Genomic DNA, 21720 nt, shown 5'->3' on the forward strand with positions numbered 1-21720 from the left:
ATGTATAAGGTCATGATTGTTGATGATGAGCCTGTTATCAAAAAAGGGCTGAAGTGCTTTATTGATTGGGATGTTCTTCAATGCGAGGTCATTTGTGAGGCATCCAACGGGATGGAAGCCGCAGAGCTGCTGGGCTATTATGATATCGATATTATTGTAACGGATATCCGTATGCCAGGGATGGATGGTCTTGCTTTATCGGATTATGTGCACCAACACTTTCCGCAGATTAAGGTTATTATTCTTACTGCCTTCGCAGACTTCTCCTATGCCCAAACGGCCATTCAATATGAGGTAGTCGATTTTGTAGTCAAGACCAATCCCACTGAGCAGATTCCTAGGGCCATTGAAAAGGCCACGCGGCTGCTGGAAAAGGACCGGGAGCAGAAGCAGAAGGTTAGGCAGCTGGAGAGCAAGCTCAACGACAATCTGTCCGAAATCAGTGAAAAATTTCTGAAGGAGGCCGTCGACGGCTTGATCAGCGACGAAGCCGGTTTAATCAGCCGCTCAAGCGAGCTGGGCCTGCAATTAGAGAACTATTTCGCGGTCTATATGGAGGTTAAGGAGATGGCGGGGGCAGGCCCCTATGCCTATGCCGGTGCCCCGGCGAATGACCATTACCGGTTCCTGGCCTCCATCCGCCAATTCCTTGCACTGGCCTTCGGGGAACAACCTTCTTATATTATGGCCATGGAAAAAAACACCCTGCTGGCTATTGTCTCCATGAGCGGCGGCAATGCAGCAGTCTCCACACAAGCCCTGCTCACGATTAGCAATGAAATCCTTGCCATGGCGGAGAACTTCAGGCAATGCCATGTCAATATCGGCATCAGCTTGATACACCGGGATGTGCTGACGCTGTCAAGGGCTTACCTTGAGGCCAAAGAGGCGCTGCAAGGCAGCTTTTATAACGATAATTATGTGGCTGTTTATATGCCTCATTCGAACCAGATAGTTACTCCCGGAGCTCCTCCCCATCACGCTGCTGAGCAAATTGTCGGATATCTGCAGCAAGGACAAAGCGATCAGGCAATCCAGCGGCTGGATCAGCTGCTGGAGAGTTACAGAAGCATTAAAGAGCCTATCGGGAATGTAAAGGTAGCCTGTCTGCTTATCGGTTCCTACTGTTTCCGTCTGCTGAGCACCAGTCAGCCCTTCGCGCCGGAGATGGATGAAAGTCAATCCGCAGTGTATAAGCAAATCCAGGAGAGCAAGAGCATTCAGCTGTTGGCAGATATCCTCAAGCGCCTGATCCGAAGCTGCTCAAAGGCAATGGCGCTGAATGACAGACAGCCCAATTACATCGTTATCGAATGCCAGAAATATATAAGGGAGCATTACAACCAGAACCTGAATCTGCAGATTATTGCCGACCATATCCACATTAACAGCAGCTACCTCAGCCGCCTGTACAAAAAAGTTACCGGTGAGTCCATCATCGACGTGATCAACAAGTACCGGATTGAAATGGCCAAGAAACTACTCAGGAATCCGGCGAGTAAAGTATTTGAAGTTGCGGAAGCAGTCGGTATTGAGACCCCTGCTTATTTCACCCATGTGTTCTCCAAATACACAGGAATGAGTCCCAAGGAATACAAGCTGAATTATTCACAGACCGAATTGGGATAAAAGGTGTAGCTTGTAGCGTCCATGAAACTCAAGCGCTGTCCCTGCAGAAATTCCATGGAACAGCTCCAGGAAATTGTTTATTTCCTAAGCTAAAATACAGACTATCCCCGAAAGGATAGTCTGCTTTGGCAGCTCACTTGGATTAATTTTTGGGGAGCGGGTCTGGATGCGCCGATTCTGCAGGTTTAGCCACCCAGTCATCAGCCTCCGGTTCGATATCGACGCCATTCTCCATCTTTTTGCGCTCGGCGAGAGAATCACCGTCTTTGTTTTCTTTATTGCGGAGATCCGCTTCGTTTTGCGTGTGATCTGACATGTGAATTCCTCCTAGACTTTTTTGGGCCACATAGTTATAGTTACCCGTTGACCTGGTTTGCAAACATTTTGCAGGATAATCCTGAATTATTGCACATCGGCTATTCGTAATATACCCGGAAGACAATGTCCTGCTCATAATTCCCGAATCCGCGGCCAAACAGGGTTAAACCGCCCCGCCTTCGGGTGGTGTCCTCCGCAGTAAGCCGGAAGATCCAGTGATCCTGCTCCCAACCCGCATCTTCAATAGTGACCGCAGAGATCTGCTGTCCGTCCACATATGTACCGCCTTTATTAATCCTTAGGACCTTGAGCAGCCCATATTGGTTGACATCCGAGTTCCACCAAGCCGGAGTAAGGCGTCCTCTCATTACCCCGAAGTCACCGGGACTGGTCCATTTCCCCAGCTCCATACCATTCAAGGTAAAGCTGATGTCCGAAGGCCATTTCTCGTTCACATGCGGTGCCTCTGAGCCGATTTCCATAGAGATCTCGATTTCCTGAACCGTCTGGTCCATAAAAAGATAGTTAGGAACCTTGTACTCGGCGTAACCTTTGGCAAACCATAAAATCCCCGCATCTACCCGTTCCGGATCTAGAAAATAACGCGGATCATCATAATACCCGATCAGCTTTTCCGTTGTGGCAATACCGCAGGTCGGCGAAGCTTGCAGATCGGTATAATGTCCGACAGGCACCGACACCTCGACCACTTTTCTGGCGATCCCCTTTGAACCCGACAGCTTAATCTGCAGGAAATTGGCTGACAGTGAACAGAACTTGTAGGTCCCTCCGTCGATTCGCTTCATTTGCGAGCTTACAATTCCTGCCTTTTGGAGCTTGGCGACATGGGAGCTCACGATTGCACTACTGAGATAAAGTCTGGCTGCCAGCTCTTTAATATGCATTTCCTGCGTGCCAAGCAGTTCAATAATCCGCAGTCTGACCTCACTGGCCAGCGCTTCATAGACCTTAAGGGATTCTGAATCCGTTGTTAAATACATATCCCATCCTCCATTATCCGTAATTGAATTAACATTTTTATTAATCCTTAATATTTATATTGCTTAGTATAGCTTGATATACGTATTATGTAATCAGTTATTACTTCAACGGATTAATATAATCATTAATCCTAAACAAAGGAGCAGGAAATTCATGACGATACAATCCTCGATGATTGTCGATAAGGATTTTAAGCTGGCTGAGGTGGACCCGCGGGTCTACGGTTCTTTCATTGAACATCTGGGACGGGCTGTCTATGGCGGTATTTACGAACCAGGACATCCAACAGCAGATGAGAACGGCTTCCGCGGAGATGCCCTGCAGGCCATCCGCACGCTCAATGTCCCGATTATCCGTTATCCCGGCGGAAACTTCGTCTCAGGCTACAACTGGGAAGATGGAGTTGGTCCCAAGGCTGAGCGTAAGCGCTCTCTTGAACTCGCCTGGTGGACGACCGAAACCAATCAAATGGGTACTAATGAATTTGCAGAGTGGGCTAAGCTGGCAGGTTCCGAAGTTATGATGGCCGTCAATCTCGGTACCCGCGGGATCGATGCGGCCAGAAATCTGGTCGAGTATTGCAACCATCCCTCCGGCTCTTACTGGAGTGATCTGCGGATCTCCCACGGTTATGCAGCCCCGCATGCCTTTAAAACCTGGTGTCTCGGCAATGAAATGGATGGTCCATGGCAGATCGGGGCCAAGACGGCAGTTGAATACGGGCGCCTTGCCAATGAAACAGCCAAAGCCATGCGCTGGGTGGATCCTTCGCTTGAGCTTGTCGCCTGCGGCAGCTCAGGCAGCGGGATGAACACCTTCGCCGAGTGGGAAGCTACTGTGCTGGATCTCACCTACGATAATGTGGATTTCTTGTCTTTGCATACCTATTACAATAACAATGAAGATGATACCCCCAATTTCCTGGCCCGCTCCCTGGATATGGACCAGTTTATCGACAGTGTAGCCGCTGTATGCGATTATATCAAGGCCAAGAAAAAGAGCAGGAAAAAGATTTATCTCTCCATGGATGAATGGAATGTGTGGAAGTCCCAGGGTTCAAGCCGCGCCGAGCAGCATTGGCAGGTCGCCCCGCCGGAATTCGAGGATGTGTACACGCTGGAGGATGCGCTTGTTGTGGGTTGCTGTCTAATCTCTCTGCTGAAGCACGCGGACCGGGTGAAGATGGCCTGCATTGCCCAGCTTATTAATGTCATTGCACCCATTATGACCGAAAACGGCGGCCCGCTCTGGCTGCAGACCACGTACTATCCTTATATGCATGCTTCCGTCTATGGCCGCGGGACCGTTTTGCACCCGCTCATTTCCAGTCCGAAATATGATTCCAAGGATTTCACCGATGTTCCCTATCTGGAAGCAATCAGTGTGTACAACGAAGAGCTGAACGAGGTAACTGTGTTTGCCGTTAACCGCCATCTGGCAGAAGGCTTGGAGCTAGCTGTGGACCTGCGCAGCTTCGGGGCTGTTACCGTGCTCCAGCATACCGTACTGGAACATGAGGATATTCATGCAACGAACACCCGAAGCAACCCCGGGACGGTCCTGCCGCATGACCGCGGCACTGCCACAGCAGACGGCGGACGCGTAAGCGCCCTGCTTCCCAAGGCTTCCTGGAATGTGATCCGGCTGCAGGTGAACGGCTAGTCCAGAGGTATTAATGATACATGATCCAGGCCACGAGCGGTCCGATAATGGAGCCGACGATAGCGCACACCGTCATCGCTACGGAACTCATGGAGACGGACTGTTCGCCATATTCCAAGGCTTTTGCCGTACCAAGTGCATGTGAAGCCGTGCCCAGACCGATCCCGATGCCGGACTCGCCCCGGATGCGGAACAGCTTGATGATGTAAGGACCGCCGATGGCTCCGGTGAATCCGGCAATCATCACAAATACGGAAGTCAACGAGGAATCTCCGCCCAGATTGCTGGAGATTTGAATCGCTACAGCAGTCGTAATCGATTTCGGCAGGACTGAAAGAACATATAATTTGGAAAACCCCATTCCTGCCGCCATCAGCAGGCCGCTGAACATCCCGACCAGAAGTCCGGTTACCGTACCCCCAAGCACTGCGGGAAGGTTCTGCCACAACACATGACGCTGTTTGTACAACGGGTAAGCGAGAGAAACAACTGCAGGTCCAAGCAGCTTGTTGATCCACTCGCCGCCGATCATATAAGTGTCGTAGGAAATATGAAAGCCCATCAGCAGCACAACCACTGTAAAGGTTGCCGTCAGGGCCGGTAGAAGTACGGGGAAACGATAACGTTTGTAAAGCATGGACATCAGGAGATAAATTCCCACATTAAGCAGGATAAAGCCAACTGCGAGCAAAAATCTCATGCTTCCTTCCCCTTCTCTCTAAGGCTTCCGGCGCGGTAGCTGTTTCTGCGTCTGGCGCTGCGGCCGGTGAACCACTGGCTGGAATGGGCCGTTACGACCATGGTCAGCACACTGCTCACCACGAGAATGGCAATCAGCAGGAGTCCTCTGCCGCTGAAAATATCGAGGTGGTTCATAATCCCGGCAGTCGCCGGAATGAAGAACATCGGAAGATAGGCCAGAATAAAGGAGGAGCCATTCTCAATCAGCTTGAGCGGCACGATTTTGCAGAGCAGCAATATAAACAGAAGCAGAAGCCCGACAATACTGCCCGGAACCGGGAGATGCAACAGCTTTTGCAGATAGTCTCCGGCCAGATAGAACGCGTACAATATTCCGACCTCGGCAATAATGCGGATGATTTTCATGATGCAGGAATCCCTTCAGTCTTAAAATGAATATCCTATGTAAAAATACTGACTATATTAGAGTAGCAGAACTTTCAGTAAATTTTCAATTATTTTTCGAAGCTTCTATGTATTTTCATGAGTGTAGATCAAAATAAATCCTTATATCCTAAAAAGAAACCTCTCCAGAGCGGGATCGTGTTCTCACACTGCCGCTCACATGGAGAGGTTTTTTCTATTTACATTACACCTCTTTACATTACACCCACTGAATCACTTGCCCGGCAGTTTGCCGAGTTTTCCCGCGCGGCTCATTGATCCGGTAACCAAAGGCCACCATACAGGATATCCCAAAATGCTCAGGGTCCATAATACCTTCAGCAGCCAGTACCTCTTCAAGCTTCGCCTTGTCGAAGCCTTCTATCGGGCAGGAATCGATGCCGATCATCGCTGCGGCGGTCATCATATTGCCGAGAGCCAAATACGTCTGGCGGGCCCCCCACTCGAACATGGCCCGTTCATTGTCTTTCAGCCCAAAGTCGACTTTCAAGAAAGTATCGTAAGTCTGCTGCTTACCTTCAGCAGCTTCGGGCGGCAGGTTCTGCACCTGCTCCATCATACGCCGGATATGATCCGATCCGGCGGCCATATCGCCGGGTTGTCTGGACAAGATCAGCACAAAATGGCTGGCGGTTGGCAATTGTCCTTGGGCCCCCCAGGCAAAGGGGCGCAGCTTCTCGCGGATTTCCGGGTTCTGCACCACAACAAACCGCCAGGGCTCAAACCCGAAGGAGCTTGGAGACAACCGTCCCGTCTCTAGAATAAACTGAAAATCATCTTCGCTGATTTTCCGGCTGCTGTCAAACACTTTCGTCGCATGTCTGAATTCAAAGGCGGATAGGATTTCATGCTTGGCTGCTGCTATCGCACTGGCTTCCATTTTACATACTCCCTTTCTATAACTGGACAAGTTAAGTTTGACTGATTATGGCTTACAAGCATAATATTAAAGTATATATAATGGAATTTATAGTACGCACATTTTTGTTATGTAGTATACAAATTGATACTATAGGAGTGATCCCCGGATGCGAGATCGAAAAGGCGGATTTGGCCAATGCCCGGACGGCAACGAAACAGCGTGCCCCGTAGAATTTACGCTCGACGTTATTGGCGGCAAATGGAAGGGTGTGCTTCTATACCATTTAATGGACGACAAGAAACGGTTCAATGAATTCCGCCGTATCTGTCCCGGCATTACCCAGCGGATGCTGACCTTGCAGCTCCGCGAGCTGGAGGAAGACGGAGTGGTGCACCGCGAGGTCTACCATCAAGTGCCGCCAAAGGTCGAGTATTCCCTGACTGAATTCGGCCGGACACTGATCCCGATCATTATGCTGATGAGGGATTGGGGCGAGGAATACAAAATAAAACAGCTTTCCAAAGAAAGCTGCCCTAGTTGATTCAGAATTAGGGGTGCAGGCTTGATGCTGCACCTTTTTTTGTATGAACTGCTTTATTTATCCCCGTTGAAGAAAACCTCTGACTTCTCCCGGTGTTCATCCGTTACCTGTCCGGCGATTGCCCGAATGCCTGCCGCAATAATAGCTGCGTCATCTGTCAGTCCCAGACCGAGCAAGGCATCAGGAATAGCATCAATCGGAGAGATGAAATAGGCTAATGCTCCGAAGGCAATACCTTTTGCCCACAATGGAGTTTTGGCGTCAATGGCGCAATAGTACATCGCAATCGCATCTTTGGTAAAAGGAATTTTGCCGGCGAATTTTCTGGTTTTGCTCCAGAAGCTCTTCTGCACCAGCCTCTCATTCTCTTTGCTGTATTTGAAATGGTCCGCTACGAGTTCTGCGGGAAGCTTGTTTCCGTCCTTTTCCATTAGCGATCCCTCCTGTAATTGTAGACTAATCCTGGGCTGCCCCCAAATGCCGCTGAAAAAATATCGCCTTCTGACGGTTATGGAACTCGCCGACCTCATGTCCGGAGAATGGGTAATCCCAAATTTCTTTGGGCGCCGTAATGCGGTTATACGCAGCATAGATCGTTTCCGGCATACATACCGTGTCCTTCCAGCCGACAGACATCATTACAGGTGCAGTAAAGCGGTGCGCCAGATTCACAATATCGAAATAGGCAAGATTATGCAGAATGCGTTCCAGATGCTCCGGGTATCGCCTGATATAATCGGCGATCTCTGTCAAAGAGCTGGTTGAATTCAGCACCCCGAAATCCAACCGGCAAAGATTCGGAATGTCGGCAGCGACCGCAGCGACACGCGGGTTCAGCGCGCCTGCCAGCAGGGAAAGCCCGCCTCCCTGGCTGCCGCCGGTAACAGCGATGCGTGAGGGATCTATGCCGGGCAGCTGCGCGGCGGTATCCACGGCCCGGACGGCATCCATCGCCGCAGCCATGTAGTAGGAGTGCTCCTTCTCCAGGATCCCCTGGGTGATCCAGCCTTTGGCAACACCGCTGCTCTGGGGCAGCAGGTTTCCCGTCTCACCCAGCTGGCCCCGCACATCTACAGCCAGAACAGCATAGCCGAGAAGCACCCATGAGGCATAACGTTCCGGGTATCCCCGGTCCCCGGTATAACCCGGAAATGTAACGATACAGGGCAGCGCCTGCCGGGCTTCTGCATTCCAGGACGGCTGAATATGCCAGGCATGCACCGTGGTTTCATCAAATCCCTTGAAGCTGACTTTGTTAACCTCCATGCCCGGATAGGGAGTTTCTTCGGGAACAGTGGTAATGTGCAGCGGCTTCTGTTCATATTCCGCAAGGATTCCATCCCAGTAATTGTCGGCTGACTGTGCATCAAGTGTCGGTTCAGGACGGCAGTTTTCCAGTTCCTGCTTACGCAGTTCAATAGTATTCATAGCATAATCTCCTAGTCGTAGTCTTTGTTATTGCAAGTTCTTGTAAGCGTTATTAATATTAATAGTAATAATAATATAAATCCAGAGAATTCAAAAGGAGATGTTCATCATTCGATACGGAACTTTGGCGCATTCAGCAGGTTGTCTGCCGCTCCAGACCTTAACCTCCACACTGCAGGCCCACAATATCAGCTTCGTGCAGCTCGCTCTGTCCAAGGCAATACAGGATATCGACACTTCCCCCGGCAAACTGAGTCCCGGCTTGGCCAATTATATCGGCGAGCAATTCGACAAGGCAGGAATCCGTATCGGTGTTCTCGGCTGCTACATCAACCCCGTTCATCCGGACCCGGTGGTCCGCAGGGCAGAAATCGACCGTTTCAAGGAACACTTGCAGTTTGCCAGACAGTTCGGCGCACCGATGGTAGCTACAGAAACCGGGGACCTGCATACGTTTAAAGAGATAGAGCCTTACCGTTACGAGGAGATCGGTTGGGAAACGCTGCGGACTACGGTGGAAGAATTGGCCGAGGAAGCGGAGAAATGGGGCGTATTTCTGGGGATCGAAGGCGTCAGTACCCACACCTTATCCACCCCGCAAAAAATGCGCCGCCTATTGGATGAGGTGCCTTCCAGCTCCATAGGCGTCGTGTTCGACCCCTGCAATTGGATCGGTTACGAGGTGTCCCGGCAGGATGAAATTGTGGACAGCGCCTTCAGTCTGCTGGGTGACCGGATGATCCTGGCCCACTTGAAGGATATCTACCGCGAAGGGAACCATGTCCGTCACGGAAAAGCGGGCCAGGGGCTGTTCCACACTGCTGAATTCCTGCAAAAGCTTCAGACCTTCAAGCCTATGATTGATGTCTCCCTGGAGGAAATCACTCTACCTGAAATTCGGGAAACAGTTGCCCTGCTGACCGCTCTCGGGAATTGATTAATTGTAAAGCTTCCAGTTCAAAAGATGCGCGTCTTCCTCCTGCAGCCGCGAGCTTCCGGACAACGGACCAGCTCTCGGCTCTTCACTCATCCTCATTTTGATTAATGACCGGATACCCGGTACTTTTCCTGCCCTTCTGAATAAAATAGTATACAACAAGCATCGCTGCTGATGCTGGATTCTCCAGAAGGGAGGCGATCATCGATGAGGTTCACATTCCCCATTCTCACCTTATGCCATGGCGGGGCACAACGGATGCTGGTGGAGCTTACCAACGGTCTGACAGCTTTGGGCCACCAGGTTGTGATTCTCATGCCGCTGGAGGGGGACATCTCCTATGAGATCCACTCCACCCTGCTCCGCACCGACCACACGGTGCTGCGTGAAACTGACTTTCCCGCCAGCGATGTCATTGTTTCCAATTTCTATACCACTGTGCCTGTGGCCGAAGCCGCCAGCAAGAATGGAAAGGGAATTCATGTACGCCTGTCCTTATGTTACGAGCCGCTTTTTTTGCCGGAAAATCATGTATCCTTTCCCAGTTATCATACCACCGGCAAGCTGATCGTTCTATCACAGTGGCAGAAGGAATTGATTGAATTAAATCATGGGATTTCAGGAAGTATTGTGCCTGTCGGCATCAGCTCCTCCTTTAATAATATGCGTATCCGCCACAAACTGCAGGAGCCGCTGAACATTACCGCTATTCTGCGCAAGGTTGAGAACGGCTTCTCCTGGCATCGCGAACAGGATTATCTGGTACAGCAGCTGGATATCGTCAAACAGAATCTTCCCGGTGTAAACATCAACTTCATCAGTCCGCCGGATGAATTCTATACCTCGGATTCCCTGCAGCAGATGAAGGCCAGCGGCAAATACCGCTTCTTCACACCTCAGAATGATGAAGAGCTCTGCTATCACTACAATGGTGCGGATATTTTTGTCAGCTCCAGCATTTTCGATACCGGGTCCCTTCCGGGACTGGAAGCTATGCGCTGCGGAGCGGCGCTCGTCTCCGTGTACTCCGGCGGCAATCTGGAATATGCACGCCATGAAGAGAATTGTCTGCTCTCCTTCCGGCACGAGAACCGGCTCGCCGAGGATGTTATCCGCCTGAGCCAGGATCATCTGCTCAGAGCCCGGTTAGCCATGCAGGGAGAAAATGATTCTGTCGGCTGGACCTGGGAGAACAGCGTCAGAATCATGGAACAGAGTATCAAAAATTTCCTCCAAGGCACACCTGTTGACAATCAGCCCAAGTCCGCACTGGTGCGTAGGATGAACAGCTTTAGGGCAGGCAGGTAATAACGATTTCCTCAAAAGCAAAACAGCAGCGCAGCTGCCCGATTGTGGCGTTGAGCTGCTGTTTATGCTGTTGCGGCTTACATACATATGTTCAATTCCCGAAAATAACATCCTGTTTTCCAAGCCGCGTGTCGTTCCATACAGCTCCCAGTGTATCCGGGAAGATCGTTGCCGCTGTAATGTAATCACCGATTAGCGGAACGGGTGTAGGTGAATTCCCGTTCGGATTTGTGGACACATCCGTTACTCGCCGGTTCACAAAGGACAAGCCGCTGTTGATGGATTCCGCCACAAAGACATCCAGCAGGAAACCATCCAGACGGTTCGTATAATAAATTACCCGCACTGTTCCGTTGGAAGGTGACACCGTAATCGATGGTGAAAAATTCTGCGAGCCTGGCGGTGCGCCCGTAATGTTGACCGGCTGGGACCAGAGTAAGCCATCTTGCGACCGCGAGAAAAAGATGTCTGCATACCCCAGCCGGAAATCATTCCAGACCGCATACACAAACCCGCCAAAGGGTCCGGCTGAGATATCCGTCCCGAGGCTGAGATTCGTCTGCACTCGGAAAGCATAATTCGGTACGGGCAGCGGACTTGGCACAGGCACTGTATTGGCAATAAATGTAGCTCCACGGGTAACCGGAGGATTAAAGGTGACTCCGCCATCCAGTGAAACCCGGATATAGGCATATTTAGGTCCCGCCCCAAGCTGAATATAACCGACGTATACCTCACCGGCGAGTCCGACTGCCAGAGCAGCACGCTCAAGCCTCCCTCTCGGATCTGATATACGCTGCGGAGGTTCCCAGCTAACTCCCTGATCCAAGGAACGTTGAAAGAAGATCGCAGAGTTCAATGCTAGATCATAAAGCGGCGTGTAGCCTACATAGGCATTTCCCAGGTACGGACTGGAGGGTGAGCGGTCCACGGCAAGAAATGGCTCATCATTGTGGATATAGAGACCAAAACCCCGCCGGACAATAACAGGGGGGTTAAAGGTCGCGCCGTTGTCGAAAGAGGTATAGGTCGCAATGGTACCGTCATGGAACTCATTAAAAAAATGAACGGCAACAATAAAGGTATTCGGAAACGTATAGTCTATGGTGGGTGCTTCAGCACTCACATACCCCGGAGCCTGCGGCAGAATAGTAGCTGACCATGTCTGCCCCCCGTCAATAGACCTGTAGAATCCGGTCAAAGCTGTACCTGTGCTGTCATCCACCGCCACCGCGCACAGAATATTCGGACTCAACGTATTGACTGCGATGGAAGGTTCAATATGATTGCCCGGAAGCCCGGCGGTAACATTGACATTCACCAATTCGTATCACCCCATTTTTAAGTAGAGATAATTGTTAAGCGGTCAATGTATGTAAGCTCCGGCTGCAGAATGTTTTCCAGGACATTCCCTGCAGCGTCCAAAGCAAACACATTCACGATAGTATTAACAGCACTATAGAAATTGATCTGGGCTTCATAATAATCAGCGAGATTCACAGAAAAGGTCTGAACGACTAACTGCTGGGGATTGACCTGAAATAAGGCCTCGCCCACCGGGACGCGGGTAAAATTGCTGCCCCGGAAATGAAAAATTTGGTAATTGATGTTAATTGAGGATACAATCGAATCATTCAGGCACGAAATCTGTATTCGGTCGATATGGTTGAGTCCGGCCGGCGGGTTGTAAACCGCCCCCGTTGTAAAGGGCATATTTTCTGAACTCCTTTCCGTCTGCTGCAAGCAGAGAGTTTCCCGCAGGACAACGCACAGCCCCTCCTTCGTAATCAGGAATAATACAATTCCATTCATGTGTATGTGGATATTATTTGTCCAATGAGAGAAAACTTTGCCCAACCGGTGAGTAAACGGAAATTAATAATAACGGTCTGGAGTATAAAAAAACTGCCAGGAGCATGATTACTCCGGCAGCCTCCAAAAGTTAAAGTATAGAAAGCCCCGAGAATAAAAGCGGCCCGATAATAACCGGCGGGTTCACCGTACCGATTGAAGAAGCGGTTAAAGCATATCCATAATATCCGGCAGAGATTCCGCTATCTGCAAAAGAGAAATGAACGGCTTCAAAGTCGTTTACTGCCAGCCCGCTGGATCGAATGGTGAAAACCTGCACCGCATTGCGCGAGATTGTAAAAATAATGTCGGAGCTGTTTGGTCCACTGCTTTGAAGGCCGATGGTGGCTTGAAGCAAAACTGAGCCGTTAGCGCCTACAGATAAACCGAATTGTCCCAGAACAGTGCTGTTAGGCAAGCTGTTTACGGGCAATGATGCGGACTGGCTGAAGCTCGCCGGGATGCTTTTTCCGAAATCAATGAGTTGTGTCATGGCGTCACACCAACGATAGTCCTGAGAAATCTACAGGACCTACCAGATTTGCAGAATTAAGCGCAGCATTGTTAACAATCGAGACAGTCAGTGTATAGGCAAAATATCCGGCAGGCACATTGGCATCCACAAAGGAGAAACTGATCGGGTCAAACTGTCCGGCGTTCAGTGCACTTGCCCGAATTGTGAAAATAGCGGCTGCCCCGCGCAAAATCGTGAACAGCAGGTCCGGACTTCCGAGTGTATTTTCAACGCCAACCGAAGCATTAAGCAGGACACTGCCTCCCTGCGCTGTCGCGAGTCCAAACTGGGTCAGTGTATTGCTTGAAGGAGCACCAAGGATCGGCACGGAAATCGACTGGCTGAAGCTGGATATTGAGCTTTTACTGAAATCAACAACCTGGGTCATTACAAAACGCCTCCTTGTCACAAATTTAACTCTATATAGGATATGGCATTATTAAAGAAGTGACTGGACCTCTTCAGCCCCTAAATCCATGACATATATACATAGGCAATCCTTGGACGAATGGATTACACTAAGATTAAATACAATATAGCTATCGGAGGTGAGGCTAGTCATATGAACGTATCGGACAAACAAACTGCCGTGCCTGAGTTTAAATATATGGTGAGCGGCGATTCCATCTCCAAAGGGGTGGTCTATGATGAAGCGAGAAGCAAATATGTCATTCTGGAAGAAAATTACGTGTCGCTGCTTCAGGGCAATCTGAAGGGCGCGCTGCGCAATACGGCCAGATTCGGCAACACACTGCTCAAGGGCTTCGGCAATCTGAAACGGGATGTGCTGAAGGAGAAACCGGATGTGGTACTGATCGAATACGGGGGAAATGACTGCGACTTTCATTGGGAGGAAATTATGAATAACCCTGAGGCAGAGCATAACCCCAAGACCGATTTTACGGCATTCGAAAAAATGCTGCTGGATATGATTGATTTCCTGAAGAGCCAGGGGATTATGCCTATTCTGATGAGTCTCCCTCCGCTGGATGCGGACAGCTATTTCAAATGGGTCAGCGGAAACAACCCGGCGTCGGAAGTGAATATTCTGAAATGGCTCGGCAGCATCACTAAAATCTACTGGTGGCAGGAAAGATACAATTCCACGATAATCAAGGTCGCCGAGAGCACCCGAACCAAAATTATTGATGTCCGGGGCGCTTTTCTCCAGCAGCCGGATTTCACCAAGTTCATCTGCCGGGACGGAATTCATCCCAATAAAGAAGGACACCGCATCATCTTTGATAAGGTGCTGGATTTCATCCGAAGCAGTGAACCCCAGCTGCTGGTGGACAGCACCGGACAGGCTGCACACAGTCATTAAAGTCTAAAAGGCCTGCTGCATAGGATAGATGCAGCGGGCCTTTTGCCGCCTCTTCAGGGATTATGGGCTGGAAACTACCGCAGGCAGCTGGCGGAACAGATGGTTCTGTCTCCTGCATTCAGAAAATGCTGTTCCAGTAAACTGGCTTATTAGGTTTGCTGTGTCTACCGGACTCAGGAGCCGCAATCTTACCAGGAACGTGCTGTATTCCTTGCCGGCGGACTGCATAGCCGTTATTCTCGCCAAAAGGCGGCTATTTATCGCCAAATGTAGAGCATAACGTCCATGAGGTCCGATTCCCCGCTGAATGATGCTTTTTATCCGAAATAGCTGCATTGGAGTCCGGATGCAGCCGCAAAGTGCAAGCAGGTCTGCTCAAAAGCCCCTTATTCAAAGGGCATAGCGGCCAAGGAGCTGGGCGGGCAACACGTTATTCCGCTTCCTTCTCGGCAGCTTCCCGTGAATACAGCTCTACATAATTGTCTCCGAGCACATTTTTGAAATAATTGCGGTTGTAGAGCATACTGGGATGGACGGGATGATAAAGCAAAGCGGCTTCATTGAATAGATTAGCTTTCTCGCGCTGGCCCAGCCGGTCATAACATAAAGCAAGCTGAAGATTCGGTACCCAGGTGGCAAACGCCTCGTTCTTCACACCCATAGAATCATTATTCCGCGGGAGTTTAATCGCAAGCTCATACCAGTAGACAGCCGGGAGCAGCTGGCCTTTCTCTACATGCCAGGCACCTAGCCGGCAGCAAAACTCCGCCCGGGGGGTATCATACTGCAGCGTGCGGCATAACGACTGGAAGGCTCCCTCCCTGTCTCCCAGCCGCTCCCGGCATTCAGCCAGCCTAAGACAGGCCTGGTAATTATCTTCAACCCAGCCCAAACCTCCGTCGAGGAACAGCTCATAATAGCGGCAGGCTTCCTCATAAATTCCATGGTCGCGCAGCTCGTTGGCATAATAATACTGGTCGCGCGGCGAGAATACCTCACCCTCCGCGACACGTTTCTGATAAATCCGCAAATTGCGGTCCGTGTATACTTTGTCTTTTTCATGAGTGATGCAGACATCACTGCTGTAAGCGGGCCCGTAGACCTCCAGATACTCGTGCACCGGACCTATCCACTTGAAATTGCAGCTTCTGCGGACCAGCCGGTTGCGGCGCAAAGAGGTGACGACTCTCCCCTCTTCGTCAAAAGCCAGATTGTACTGCATGTTCACACTGTCCACACCGTCTGGCAAGCTGTGCTTCAGCTCCCTGAACCGTGCATGATCCACGTCCTTCAGGTAGTCATCGGCATCCAGCCAGAAGATATATTGCTTGGTAGCTTTGCTGAAAGCAAAATTGCGGGCGGCTGAGAAATCATCAATCCAGGTAAAATCATAAATAACCGCCCCAAAGGACAATGCGATCTCTTTGGTGTTGTCCGTTGACCCGGTATCCACAATGATGATTTCATCAGCAATCGCCCCTACCGAAGACAGGCAGCGGGGCAGGCTATTCTCCTCGTTGCGGACAATCATGCATAAGCTGATTTCTATCATGGTACCCTCCTCAAAGTTTTGTGAGCACACGCTTTTCTCCTATATTGATATGCACCGCAGCAGGAATGGAACCCTTGCTCCTACCTATGACATTTCCGCATTCACCACTGACCCTAAGGCGAAAGCCCGGAGTGAAACAAGCGCAGTGTGCTTTTTTGAGGACGCTGGCGGTGTTTTTTGTTATAATATCGAAAGAGTTTAAAATGATTCCCTCTGAATCAGGCTTTAGAATTTCATATACAAGAAGGAGACGTTACCTTTGTCAAAGATCATAAAAACCCTAACCATTGCCGGCAGTGACTCCAGTGGAGGCGCAGGCATTCAAGCTGATTTAAAAACCTTTGAGGAGTATGGCACCTACGGCTTCAGCGCTTTAACGACCATTGTCACCATGGACCCGGATAATGGCTGGCACCATAATGTCTACCCGATTGACTCTTCCATCGTGGCGGAGCAACTGAAAACTATCTTTGCCGGCGGACCTGTGGACGCGATGAAGACAGGGATGTTGGGCAGTGTGGATATTGTGCTTGTTGCGGAAAAAGCGATCAAGGAAAACCTCCAGACCAATGTGGTCATTGACCCGGTTATGGTCTGCAAAGGTGAAGACGAGGTGCTGAACCCGGAGAGCGCAAATGCCATCCGCGATCTGCTGCTGCCGCTGGCTGCCGTAGCCACTCCTAACCTGTTTGAAGCAGGGGTGCTCTCCGGACTGGGCAAGCTCACAACGATTGAAGAAATGAAAGAGGCTGCACGCCTGATCCATTTACTGGGAACCCAAAATGTTGTTGTCAAAGGCGGGAAAGCGCTAGGTGGAGACCTTGCGATTGACGTCTTCTTCGACGGCTCCGAATATACTGTACTTGAGACCGCCAAGATTGAACCTGCATACAATCACGGAGCAGGCTGCACGTTTGCAGCTGCCATTACCGGCGGCCTGGCGAACGGCCTGTCCGTGCATGACGCAGTAGTCAAAGCGAAGGATTTCGTCTCCGCAGCCATCCGCAGCGGTTACGCCTTCAATCAATATGTCGGCCCTGTATTTCATGGCGGTTACCGCCTGGAACAGTAGGACAAGCCGGGCTGTAGGACTGCACAGGCAGGGCTGTAATTCCCTGACTGAATATGCGTCCCTCAACCTGCTACCTGCTTGGTATACGCATAACAAAACCGTGCCCTGTATAAGGTGGCACGGTTTTTGTTTGCCTATTGTAACAAACCGTTATCGCGCTGCACAAAGCAGCACAATAACGGTTTGTTCTATACAATCGAAGCTTCAGAGAACCTCAAGGCTTATTTTTGAGCGGCTGACTTCCCGGCGATCTTCTCGATGAACGAAATGAGCTTGTCCTTGTTTTCATCTTCACCAAGGACCCCAATGATGATGTTTTTGGAATTGTGGTTGAGTGGAAGCGCGGAAACAAACGGTGAGTCTGTAATGTCTACTCCGTACAGCTCCTCCTGTCCGCTTTCTTCATTCTTCCCCCATTTCAGCCGTGAATCGTCTTTGGCAATTGCCCCGTCTGCTACGACGGCCTCCAGATTCCCGAAGCCATCCTGCCCTCCGATCCATTCCAGGGTTGCTTCATCCAGAATGAGAACATCCGGCTGATTCGCCGCCAGTTCTACAACGGCCTTCTGCATGTAGTTCATATCAAACGTATCCGAACCGGGTCCTGTTTGCGGGAGATAAACGATACTGGCCTCCACCCGCTTCCAATCAGGGTATTGGGCGATAACTGCCTTTTCCAGATCATCCGTCTTGCCATCCGGGTCCTGAACCCCGAAATTGCCCAGGAACATGATTTCCGCATCAACCGGGGGCAGAGAGGCGAGATATTTCTTATGCTGCCAATTGTTATAGAGCGCGTTCCCGCCTACAGCCAGTACAATAACGATAATAATGGATACAATTACATGTGTCTTGTACAGGCGCATAAACCGTTCCCATTTACTCGCAAAACCGGAAAGCTTGCCGTATTTCGCCAGTCTCTGCTGTTCGGCTTCCTGAATCTCCTGCTCGTCCAGACTATCCAATATAAACTTGAAGGCCTGAAAATCTTCCTCCGGCGCCGACCTTTCATCATCGGAAGCTTTGGAACGCCGCCGTTTAAGCAGCAGATCAAACCGTTTATTTATCTCTTCTCTGGATACGTTTTCAGACAATCCCACTCGTTCATATGCCTTCTTCAGCTTCTCATTCACATTAAATTTCTCCTTTGGTATGTATGATGCCCGCCTTGCTTCGCCGCTGCCGTCTCTGTTCTTAGCTGCGTTTACTCTTTCATTATATATTTTACTGACACCGGACACAATTTCTCTCTGAATGTTCTGATAACTGACCGTTCAGCAGCGGGAATGGCAGATGCCCCAAGGCCAATGATATAATTTATAAATCATGAGAAATGAAGAAGACGAGGTAACATCAACGTGTATAAATATCTGAAAAGCTTCCTGCAGGCATGGGCGGACTATCCACTGGAGAAAGGCAGTTTTATCGGTAAGCGGTACAGAATAATAGCACAAATTGGCATTGGCAGCTACGGAATTACTTACCAGTGTATGGACGAACAGGAGCAGCAGATTGTAGCTGTGAAGCAGGCCAAGCCGAGCAAGAAAGGAATCGGCCAAAAGATGCTGGCCTGGGAACGGGAGGTCATTTCACAGCTGGAGCATCCCTTCATCCCGGCCTGCCGCGATTATTTCAGCGAGAACCGCTCCTATTGGCTGGTGACAGATTATGTGGAAGGCCAAACCTTAGAGGATCTGATCTTTGCAGATAGCCGGACTTTTGGAGAACAGGACACGGTGAAGTGGACACTGGAGCTTATGAAACGTGTGCAATATGTTCACTCAAAGGGTTTTGTTCATCTGGATATCCGCATTCCAAATGTGATTATGCGGGGTGAAGACCTCTATTTGATCGACTTTGGATTAGCTGCGCTGATCGGCGGTAATAACACAGCAGCCCGGCAGCAAACACAAACAGGCTCCAACAGCATAACGCCGTCGAAGCCTGCAACCATACAAGGTGATCTATTTGATATCGGACATCTAATGCTGTTCATGCTCTACTCCCGTTTCAGCCCCACATCCGGTGCAGCTGAAGGCAACTGGATGGAGGAGCTTGAGCTCTCACCACAGCTGGAGCTTATTCTCATCAGGCTGCTCGGTGAAGGTGTACCTTATCAGAGCACCTCCGAGTTTGTCTCCGAACTATCGGCAAACCTCCCCGGGCTGAAGTCTTAACCGCTCAGCTCGAATGGCTGCCGTATCTATTCTTATAATATTTATGCCCTTTATGACCGCTGCCATGACGGTAGTCCGAGGAAGAGCCTCCCCGGGATCTTGGTCTGTCACTGCTGGAATGACGGTAAACCTGTGTTTTCTTATCGGAGCTGGAATGACGGGCATACCCTTGCCTTCCCCGTTTGCTGCTAGAGTGTTTATGCTGGGAATGCTCAACGGAATGAATTACCTTTTTCAGCAATTTCTTAAACATACCATCGCCTCCTCTGTAAATTGGCCAAGACCTTATGTTCGTCTCAGGGTACTACATGTATATGCAACAAAAAAGCTGGGGTTTAGAATATACTAAAATTAGAACATATTTTTTGCCCTAGTGCAAATTTGCAGGGATTTGACCGGTTCGGTATCAGCTTGGACACTCCATCAACATAAACACCATTTCGTGTTTTCCATTGTTATTTACGAACTCCCCTGCCGGCTTAAAGCCAACACTGTTATATAAAGCAATGGCCCGCTTATTAAACGCGGCCACGCTTAATCTGAATCGCTCAGGGCCGTACTTCCGCCGGGCAAATTCCATACCGGATTCCAGAAAATCGCGCCCTTTGCCTTCTCCGGTGAGTTCCGGCTTTAAGCCAAGACCGATATCGAGCACCTTGTCACCTATGTACAAACCCTCACGGATTCCACCGGGAACCTGCGCGTTGCGCCCGTAACAGAAAAACCCGGCCAGTTCATTCTCAGGGCTGATCACAGCATAATAGGAGCCGTCCAGCAGTTCTTGAATGTCTTCAGGATCGTCAGACAGATTGTACATCGCATACGGCGCTTCATAGCTCCATTTCACGATTTCCCGCGCATCCAGCTCTTCCATGAGCCGGATTTTATAATGCAGCATCTCATCTCTCCTTTACAATAAACAGTCACTTATCCTCTACCTGAGTTTACACGGTTTACGGTACAGAAATAAACCGGCGAGAATATTCTCTCGCCGGTTCGCTCCCTAAGGAGCCGATAGGACCCAGCTTCTGCTCGCTTATTCAACGCTGTCGCTGATCAGGATGGACAAGGCATTCTTGGCCTCCAGACGGAAGGTTAACAACTCTCTTCCCTGCAGCTTCACAGCAACATTCTCCGCCTTCCCGCTGTCATTGAACAGCACGGCAGCAATGGACTGGTCCGTATTCTTGAAGGCAACGGAACGAATCACCTCGTTGCCCGAAGCGGATGCAATGCGCACCGCTTGCGGGCGGATAATTTTGCTGAAATGAGCCAGCGCGTAATAATCCAGCGTATACACCAGCTCCCGGGTCTGCTGGTTGACCTGCACGATTCCGCGGCAGGTGCTTGTGCCAAAGCCTGGGACCGTAGGGCCGTTATGTTCATCCAGTGCCATATTCCACAGGATAAACGATTTGCTGTGATGTTTTAGAATTTCAATCCCGGTCCGCATGACATTCGAGAAGGCCTGCTCAAACGGCGGAATCCATTCTCCCCCTGAGCCTTCGGTAAAATGAACCTCTTTGCCGGCAAAGGCTTCAAAAACCTCCGATTGGGCCGACGGTTGCCCGCCGTACCAGTGCCAGGCCACACCGTCTACCTCTTCGTTCGCCTGCTCTAATACTGTCAGAGGATAGTCGGGGCGGTCCCAGTTGTGATCATAGCTAAGAATTTTTGTCTCCAGCTGATGTGCTATAAATGCGGGTTTTAAATGATTTTTAATAAAATCAATTTGCACCTCGGGTTGCATCAGCATACTTGGGTAATGTGTCGGTTCGTATAAGGGTTCATTTTGCGGGGTGACCGCATAAATTGGCAGCCCTTTGTCAGCATAGGCCTGAATGTAACGCACGAAATAGTTCGCATAGGTGCCGTAATGTTCTTTTTTCAATTGTCCGGCTTTCATCGATCTATTCGTTTTCATCCAGCCGGGAGCACTCCAAGGTGAAGCAAACAGCTTGATTGCCGGATTCAGCTTCAAGGCCTGCTGCAGTAAAGGGATGATATCCTCTTCATCATGAGCCACTGAAAAACGGGCCAGCTCCGGATCGGTTTCCTGTTCAGGCAGATCATTATAGCTGTATAAGGTTCGGGCATAATCGGATGCCCCCATCGGATTTCTTAATACAGACAGGCCAATTCCGTCCTGCGGATCGAACAGCTTGGTCATGACCTCTGCTTGCTGCTCCGCATCCAGCACCTGATGGATCAGATAAGCAGCCGAATCCGTAAAGGAAGCACCGAAGCCATCCATCTGCTGGTAGGTTAGGTTGTCATCAAGGGCAACTACACTAATCTCCACTCCCGAAAGAGCAGGCAGCAGCTGCTCCGGAGACTGTTTCTGGAATAGCTCGCCTTCACCCTTGGACTGGTAAATCAATAGCTCACGCATGTGTT

24 protein-coding genes are annotated in these 21720 nt (G+C 50.1%); 8 read left to right on the plus strand and 16 right to left on the minus strand.

The window, feature by feature from the left end; all coding sequences use genetic code 11:
• Window positions 1-1629 carry a response regulator gene (locus AC3WT9_RS09280; protein WP_341092200.1) on the plus strand — a complete coding sequence of 543 codons (1629 nt, stop codon included), beginning with the start codon at window positions 1-3 and terminating at the stop codon, window positions 1627-1629.
• Window positions 1630-1771: 142 nt separating this feature from the next.
• Here AC3WT9_RS09280 and AC3WT9_RS09285 read toward each other — a convergent pair whose 3' ends face one another.
• Both AC3WT9_RS09285 and AC3WT9_RS09290 read right to left on the minus strand, forming a co-directional pair.
• Window positions 1772-1945, minus strand: a complete 174-nt coding sequence (locus AC3WT9_RS09285; protein WP_173139976.1) for a hypothetical protein — start codon at window positions 1943-1945, stop codon at window positions 1772-1774.
• 100 nt (window positions 1946-2045) lie between these two features.
• On the minus strand, window positions 2046-2948 hold the full coding sequence (locus AC3WT9_RS09290) for an ArsR/SmtB family transcription factor (RefSeq protein ID WP_341092199.1): 903 nt from the start codon (window positions 2946-2948) through the stop codon (window positions 2046-2048).
• A gap of 154 nt (window positions 2949-3102) precedes the next feature.
• On the opposite strand from AC3WT9_RS09290, the gene arfA reads away from it, so the two are divergent.
• Window positions 3103-4611, plus strand: coding sequence for an arabinosylfuranosidase ArfA (arfA, locus tag AC3WT9_RS09295; RefSeq protein ID WP_341092195.1), 1509 nt, complete (start codon window positions 3103-3105; stop codon window positions 4609-4611).
• A 10-nt stretch (window positions 4612-4621) separates the two neighbouring features.
• Here arfA and AC3WT9_RS09300 read toward each other — a convergent pair whose 3' ends face one another.
• The 3 genes from AC3WT9_RS09300 to AC3WT9_RS09310 form a co-directional block, all read right to left on the minus strand.
• A complete protein-coding gene (locus tag AC3WT9_RS09300; protein ID WP_038590072.1) occupies window positions 4622-5311 on the minus strand; it encodes an LrgB family protein in 690 nt (229 codons plus the stop codon).
• The gene (locus AC3WT9_RS09305; RefSeq protein ID WP_341092194.1) at window positions 5308-5718 is read right to left on the minus strand and encodes a CidA/LrgA family protein; all 411 of its coding nucleotides are present in this window, start codon (window positions 5716-5718) and stop codon (window positions 5308-5310) included. Before AC3WT9_RS09305 ends, AC3WT9_RS09300 begins: the two co-directional genes overlap by 4 nt.
• Before the next feature lie 238 nt (window positions 5719-5956).
• Window positions 5957-6637: an NAD(P)H-dependent oxidoreductase gene (locus tag AC3WT9_RS09310; protein ID WP_341378249.1), complete on the minus strand. Its 681-nt coding sequence runs from the start codon at window positions 6635-6637 to the stop codon at window positions 5957-5959.
• A 148-nt stretch (window positions 6638-6785) separates the two neighbouring features.
• Here AC3WT9_RS09310 and AC3WT9_RS09315 point away from each other — a divergent pair, with 148 nt between their 5' ends.
• Window positions 6786-7160: a winged helix-turn-helix transcriptional regulator gene (locus tag AC3WT9_RS09315; RefSeq protein ID WP_038590065.1), complete on the plus strand. Its 375-nt coding sequence runs from the start codon at window positions 6786-6788 to the stop codon at window positions 7158-7160.
• Between the two features lie 53 nt (window positions 7161-7213).
• Here the strand turns inward: AC3WT9_RS09315 and AC3WT9_RS09320 are convergent, their stop codons facing one another.
• Both AC3WT9_RS09320 and AC3WT9_RS09325 read right to left on the minus strand, forming a co-directional pair.
• Window positions 7214-7591: a YkvA family protein gene (locus AC3WT9_RS09320; protein WP_341378248.1), complete on the minus strand. Its 378-nt coding sequence runs from the start codon at window positions 7589-7591 to the stop codon at window positions 7214-7216.
• A gap of 25 nt (window positions 7592-7616) precedes the next feature.
• Complete coding sequence (locus tag AC3WT9_RS09325; protein WP_341378246.1) at window positions 7617-8588, minus strand: acetylxylan esterase; 972 nt, start codon at window positions 8586-8588, stop codon at window positions 7617-7619.
• A gap of 100 nt (window positions 8589-8688) precedes the next feature.
• Between AC3WT9_RS09325 and AC3WT9_RS09330 the strand changes: the two genes are divergently transcribed.
• Entirely contained in the window at window positions 8689-9525 is an 837-nt protein-coding gene (locus AC3WT9_RS09330; protein WP_341092185.1) for a sugar phosphate isomerase/epimerase family protein, read from the plus strand.
• 207 nt (window positions 9526-9732) lie between these two features.
• Window positions 9733-10833, plus strand: coding sequence for a glycosyltransferase family 4 protein (locus AC3WT9_RS09335; RefSeq protein WP_341092182.1), 1101 nt, complete (start codon window positions 9733-9735; stop codon window positions 10831-10833).
• Between the two features lie 91 nt (window positions 10834-10924).
• On the opposite strand, the gene AC3WT9_RS09340 is transcribed toward AC3WT9_RS09335, so the two are convergent.
• The 4 genes from AC3WT9_RS09340 to AC3WT9_RS09355 form a co-directional block, all read right to left on the minus strand.
• The gene (locus AC3WT9_RS09340; RefSeq protein ID WP_341378244.1) at window positions 10925-12154 is read right to left on the minus strand and encodes a beta propeller repeat protein; all 1230 of its coding nucleotides are present in this window, start codon (window positions 12152-12154) and stop codon (window positions 10925-10927) included.
• A gap of 20 nt (window positions 12155-12174) precedes the next feature.
• The gene (locus AC3WT9_RS09345; RefSeq protein WP_341092180.1) at window positions 12175-12546 is read right to left on the minus strand and encodes a hypothetical protein; all 372 of its coding nucleotides are present in this window, start codon (window positions 12544-12546) and stop codon (window positions 12175-12177) included.
• Window positions 12547-12775: 229 nt separating this feature from the next.
• A complete protein-coding gene (locus tag AC3WT9_RS09350; protein ID WP_341092178.1) occupies window positions 12776-13177 on the minus strand; it encodes a hypothetical protein in 402 nt (133 codons plus the stop codon).
• 4 nt (window positions 13178-13181) lie between these two features.
• Window positions 13182-13586: a hypothetical protein gene (locus AC3WT9_RS09355; RefSeq protein ID WP_341092176.1), complete on the minus strand. Its 405-nt coding sequence runs from the start codon at window positions 13584-13586 to the stop codon at window positions 13182-13184.
• A gap of 174 nt (window positions 13587-13760) precedes the next feature.
• On the opposite strand from AC3WT9_RS09355, the gene AC3WT9_RS09360 reads away from it, so the two are divergent.
• Window positions 13761-14522 (plus strand): SGNH/GDSL hydrolase family protein, encoded by a 762-nt coding sequence (locus AC3WT9_RS09360; protein WP_341092174.1) that lies wholly within the window; start codon window positions 13761-13763, stop codon window positions 14520-14522.
• Window positions 14523-14952: 430 nt separating this feature from the next.
• Here AC3WT9_RS09360 and AC3WT9_RS09365 read toward each other — a convergent pair whose 3' ends face one another.
• The gene (locus AC3WT9_RS09365) at window positions 14953-16074 is read right to left on the minus strand and encodes a glycosyltransferase (RefSeq protein ID WP_492407546.1); all 1122 of its coding nucleotides are present in this window, start codon (window positions 16072-16074) and stop codon (window positions 14953-14955) included.
• A 259-nt stretch (window positions 16075-16333) separates the two neighbouring features.
• Between AC3WT9_RS09365 and thiD the strand changes: the two genes are divergently transcribed.
• Window positions 16334-17146 carry a bifunctional hydroxymethylpyrimidine kinase/phosphomethylpyrimidine kinase gene (gene thiD / locus AC3WT9_RS09370; protein WP_341378241.1) on the plus strand — a complete coding sequence of 271 codons (813 nt, stop codon included), beginning with the start codon at window positions 16334-16336 and terminating at the stop codon, window positions 17144-17146.
• Window positions 17147-17367: 221 nt separating this feature from the next.
• Here the strand turns inward: thiD and AC3WT9_RS09375 are convergent, their stop codons facing one another.
• Complete coding sequence (locus AC3WT9_RS09375; protein ID WP_341092171.1) at window positions 17368-18279, minus strand: hypothetical protein; 912 nt, start codon at window positions 18277-18279, stop codon at window positions 17368-17370.
• 225 nt (window positions 18280-18504) lie between these two features.
• Here AC3WT9_RS09375 and AC3WT9_RS09380 point away from each other — a divergent pair, with 225 nt between their 5' ends.
• The gene (locus tag AC3WT9_RS09380; protein ID WP_341092169.1) at window positions 18505-19323 is read left to right on the plus strand and encodes a serine/threonine protein kinase; all 819 of its coding nucleotides are present in this window, start codon (window positions 18505-18507) and stop codon (window positions 19321-19323) included.
• Window positions 19324-19327: 4 nt separating this feature from the next.
• Here the strand turns inward: AC3WT9_RS09380 and AC3WT9_RS09385 are convergent, their stop codons facing one another.
• The 3 genes from AC3WT9_RS09385 to AC3WT9_RS09395 all read right to left on the minus strand — a co-directional run bounded on the left by AC3WT9_RS09385 (window position 19328) and on the right by AC3WT9_RS09395 (window position 21715).
• Complete coding sequence (locus AC3WT9_RS09385; protein ID WP_341092167.1) at window positions 19328-19576, minus strand: hypothetical protein; 249 nt, start codon at window positions 19574-19576, stop codon at window positions 19328-19330.
• A 153-nt stretch (window positions 19577-19729) separates the two neighbouring features.
• The gene (locus AC3WT9_RS09390; protein WP_341092166.1) at window positions 19730-20221 is read right to left on the minus strand and encodes a GNAT family N-acetyltransferase; all 492 of its coding nucleotides are present in this window, start codon (window positions 20219-20221) and stop codon (window positions 19730-19732) included.
• A 138-nt stretch (window positions 20222-20359) separates the two neighbouring features.
• Window positions 20360-21715, minus strand: a complete 1356-nt coding sequence (locus AC3WT9_RS09395) for a glycoside hydrolase family 30 protein (protein ID WP_341092165.1) — start codon at window positions 21713-21715, stop codon at window positions 20360-20362.
• Window positions 21716-21720 lie beyond the last annotated feature (5 nt).

This window comes from Paenibacillus sp. EB106-06-01-XG199 (assembly GCF_058791575.1).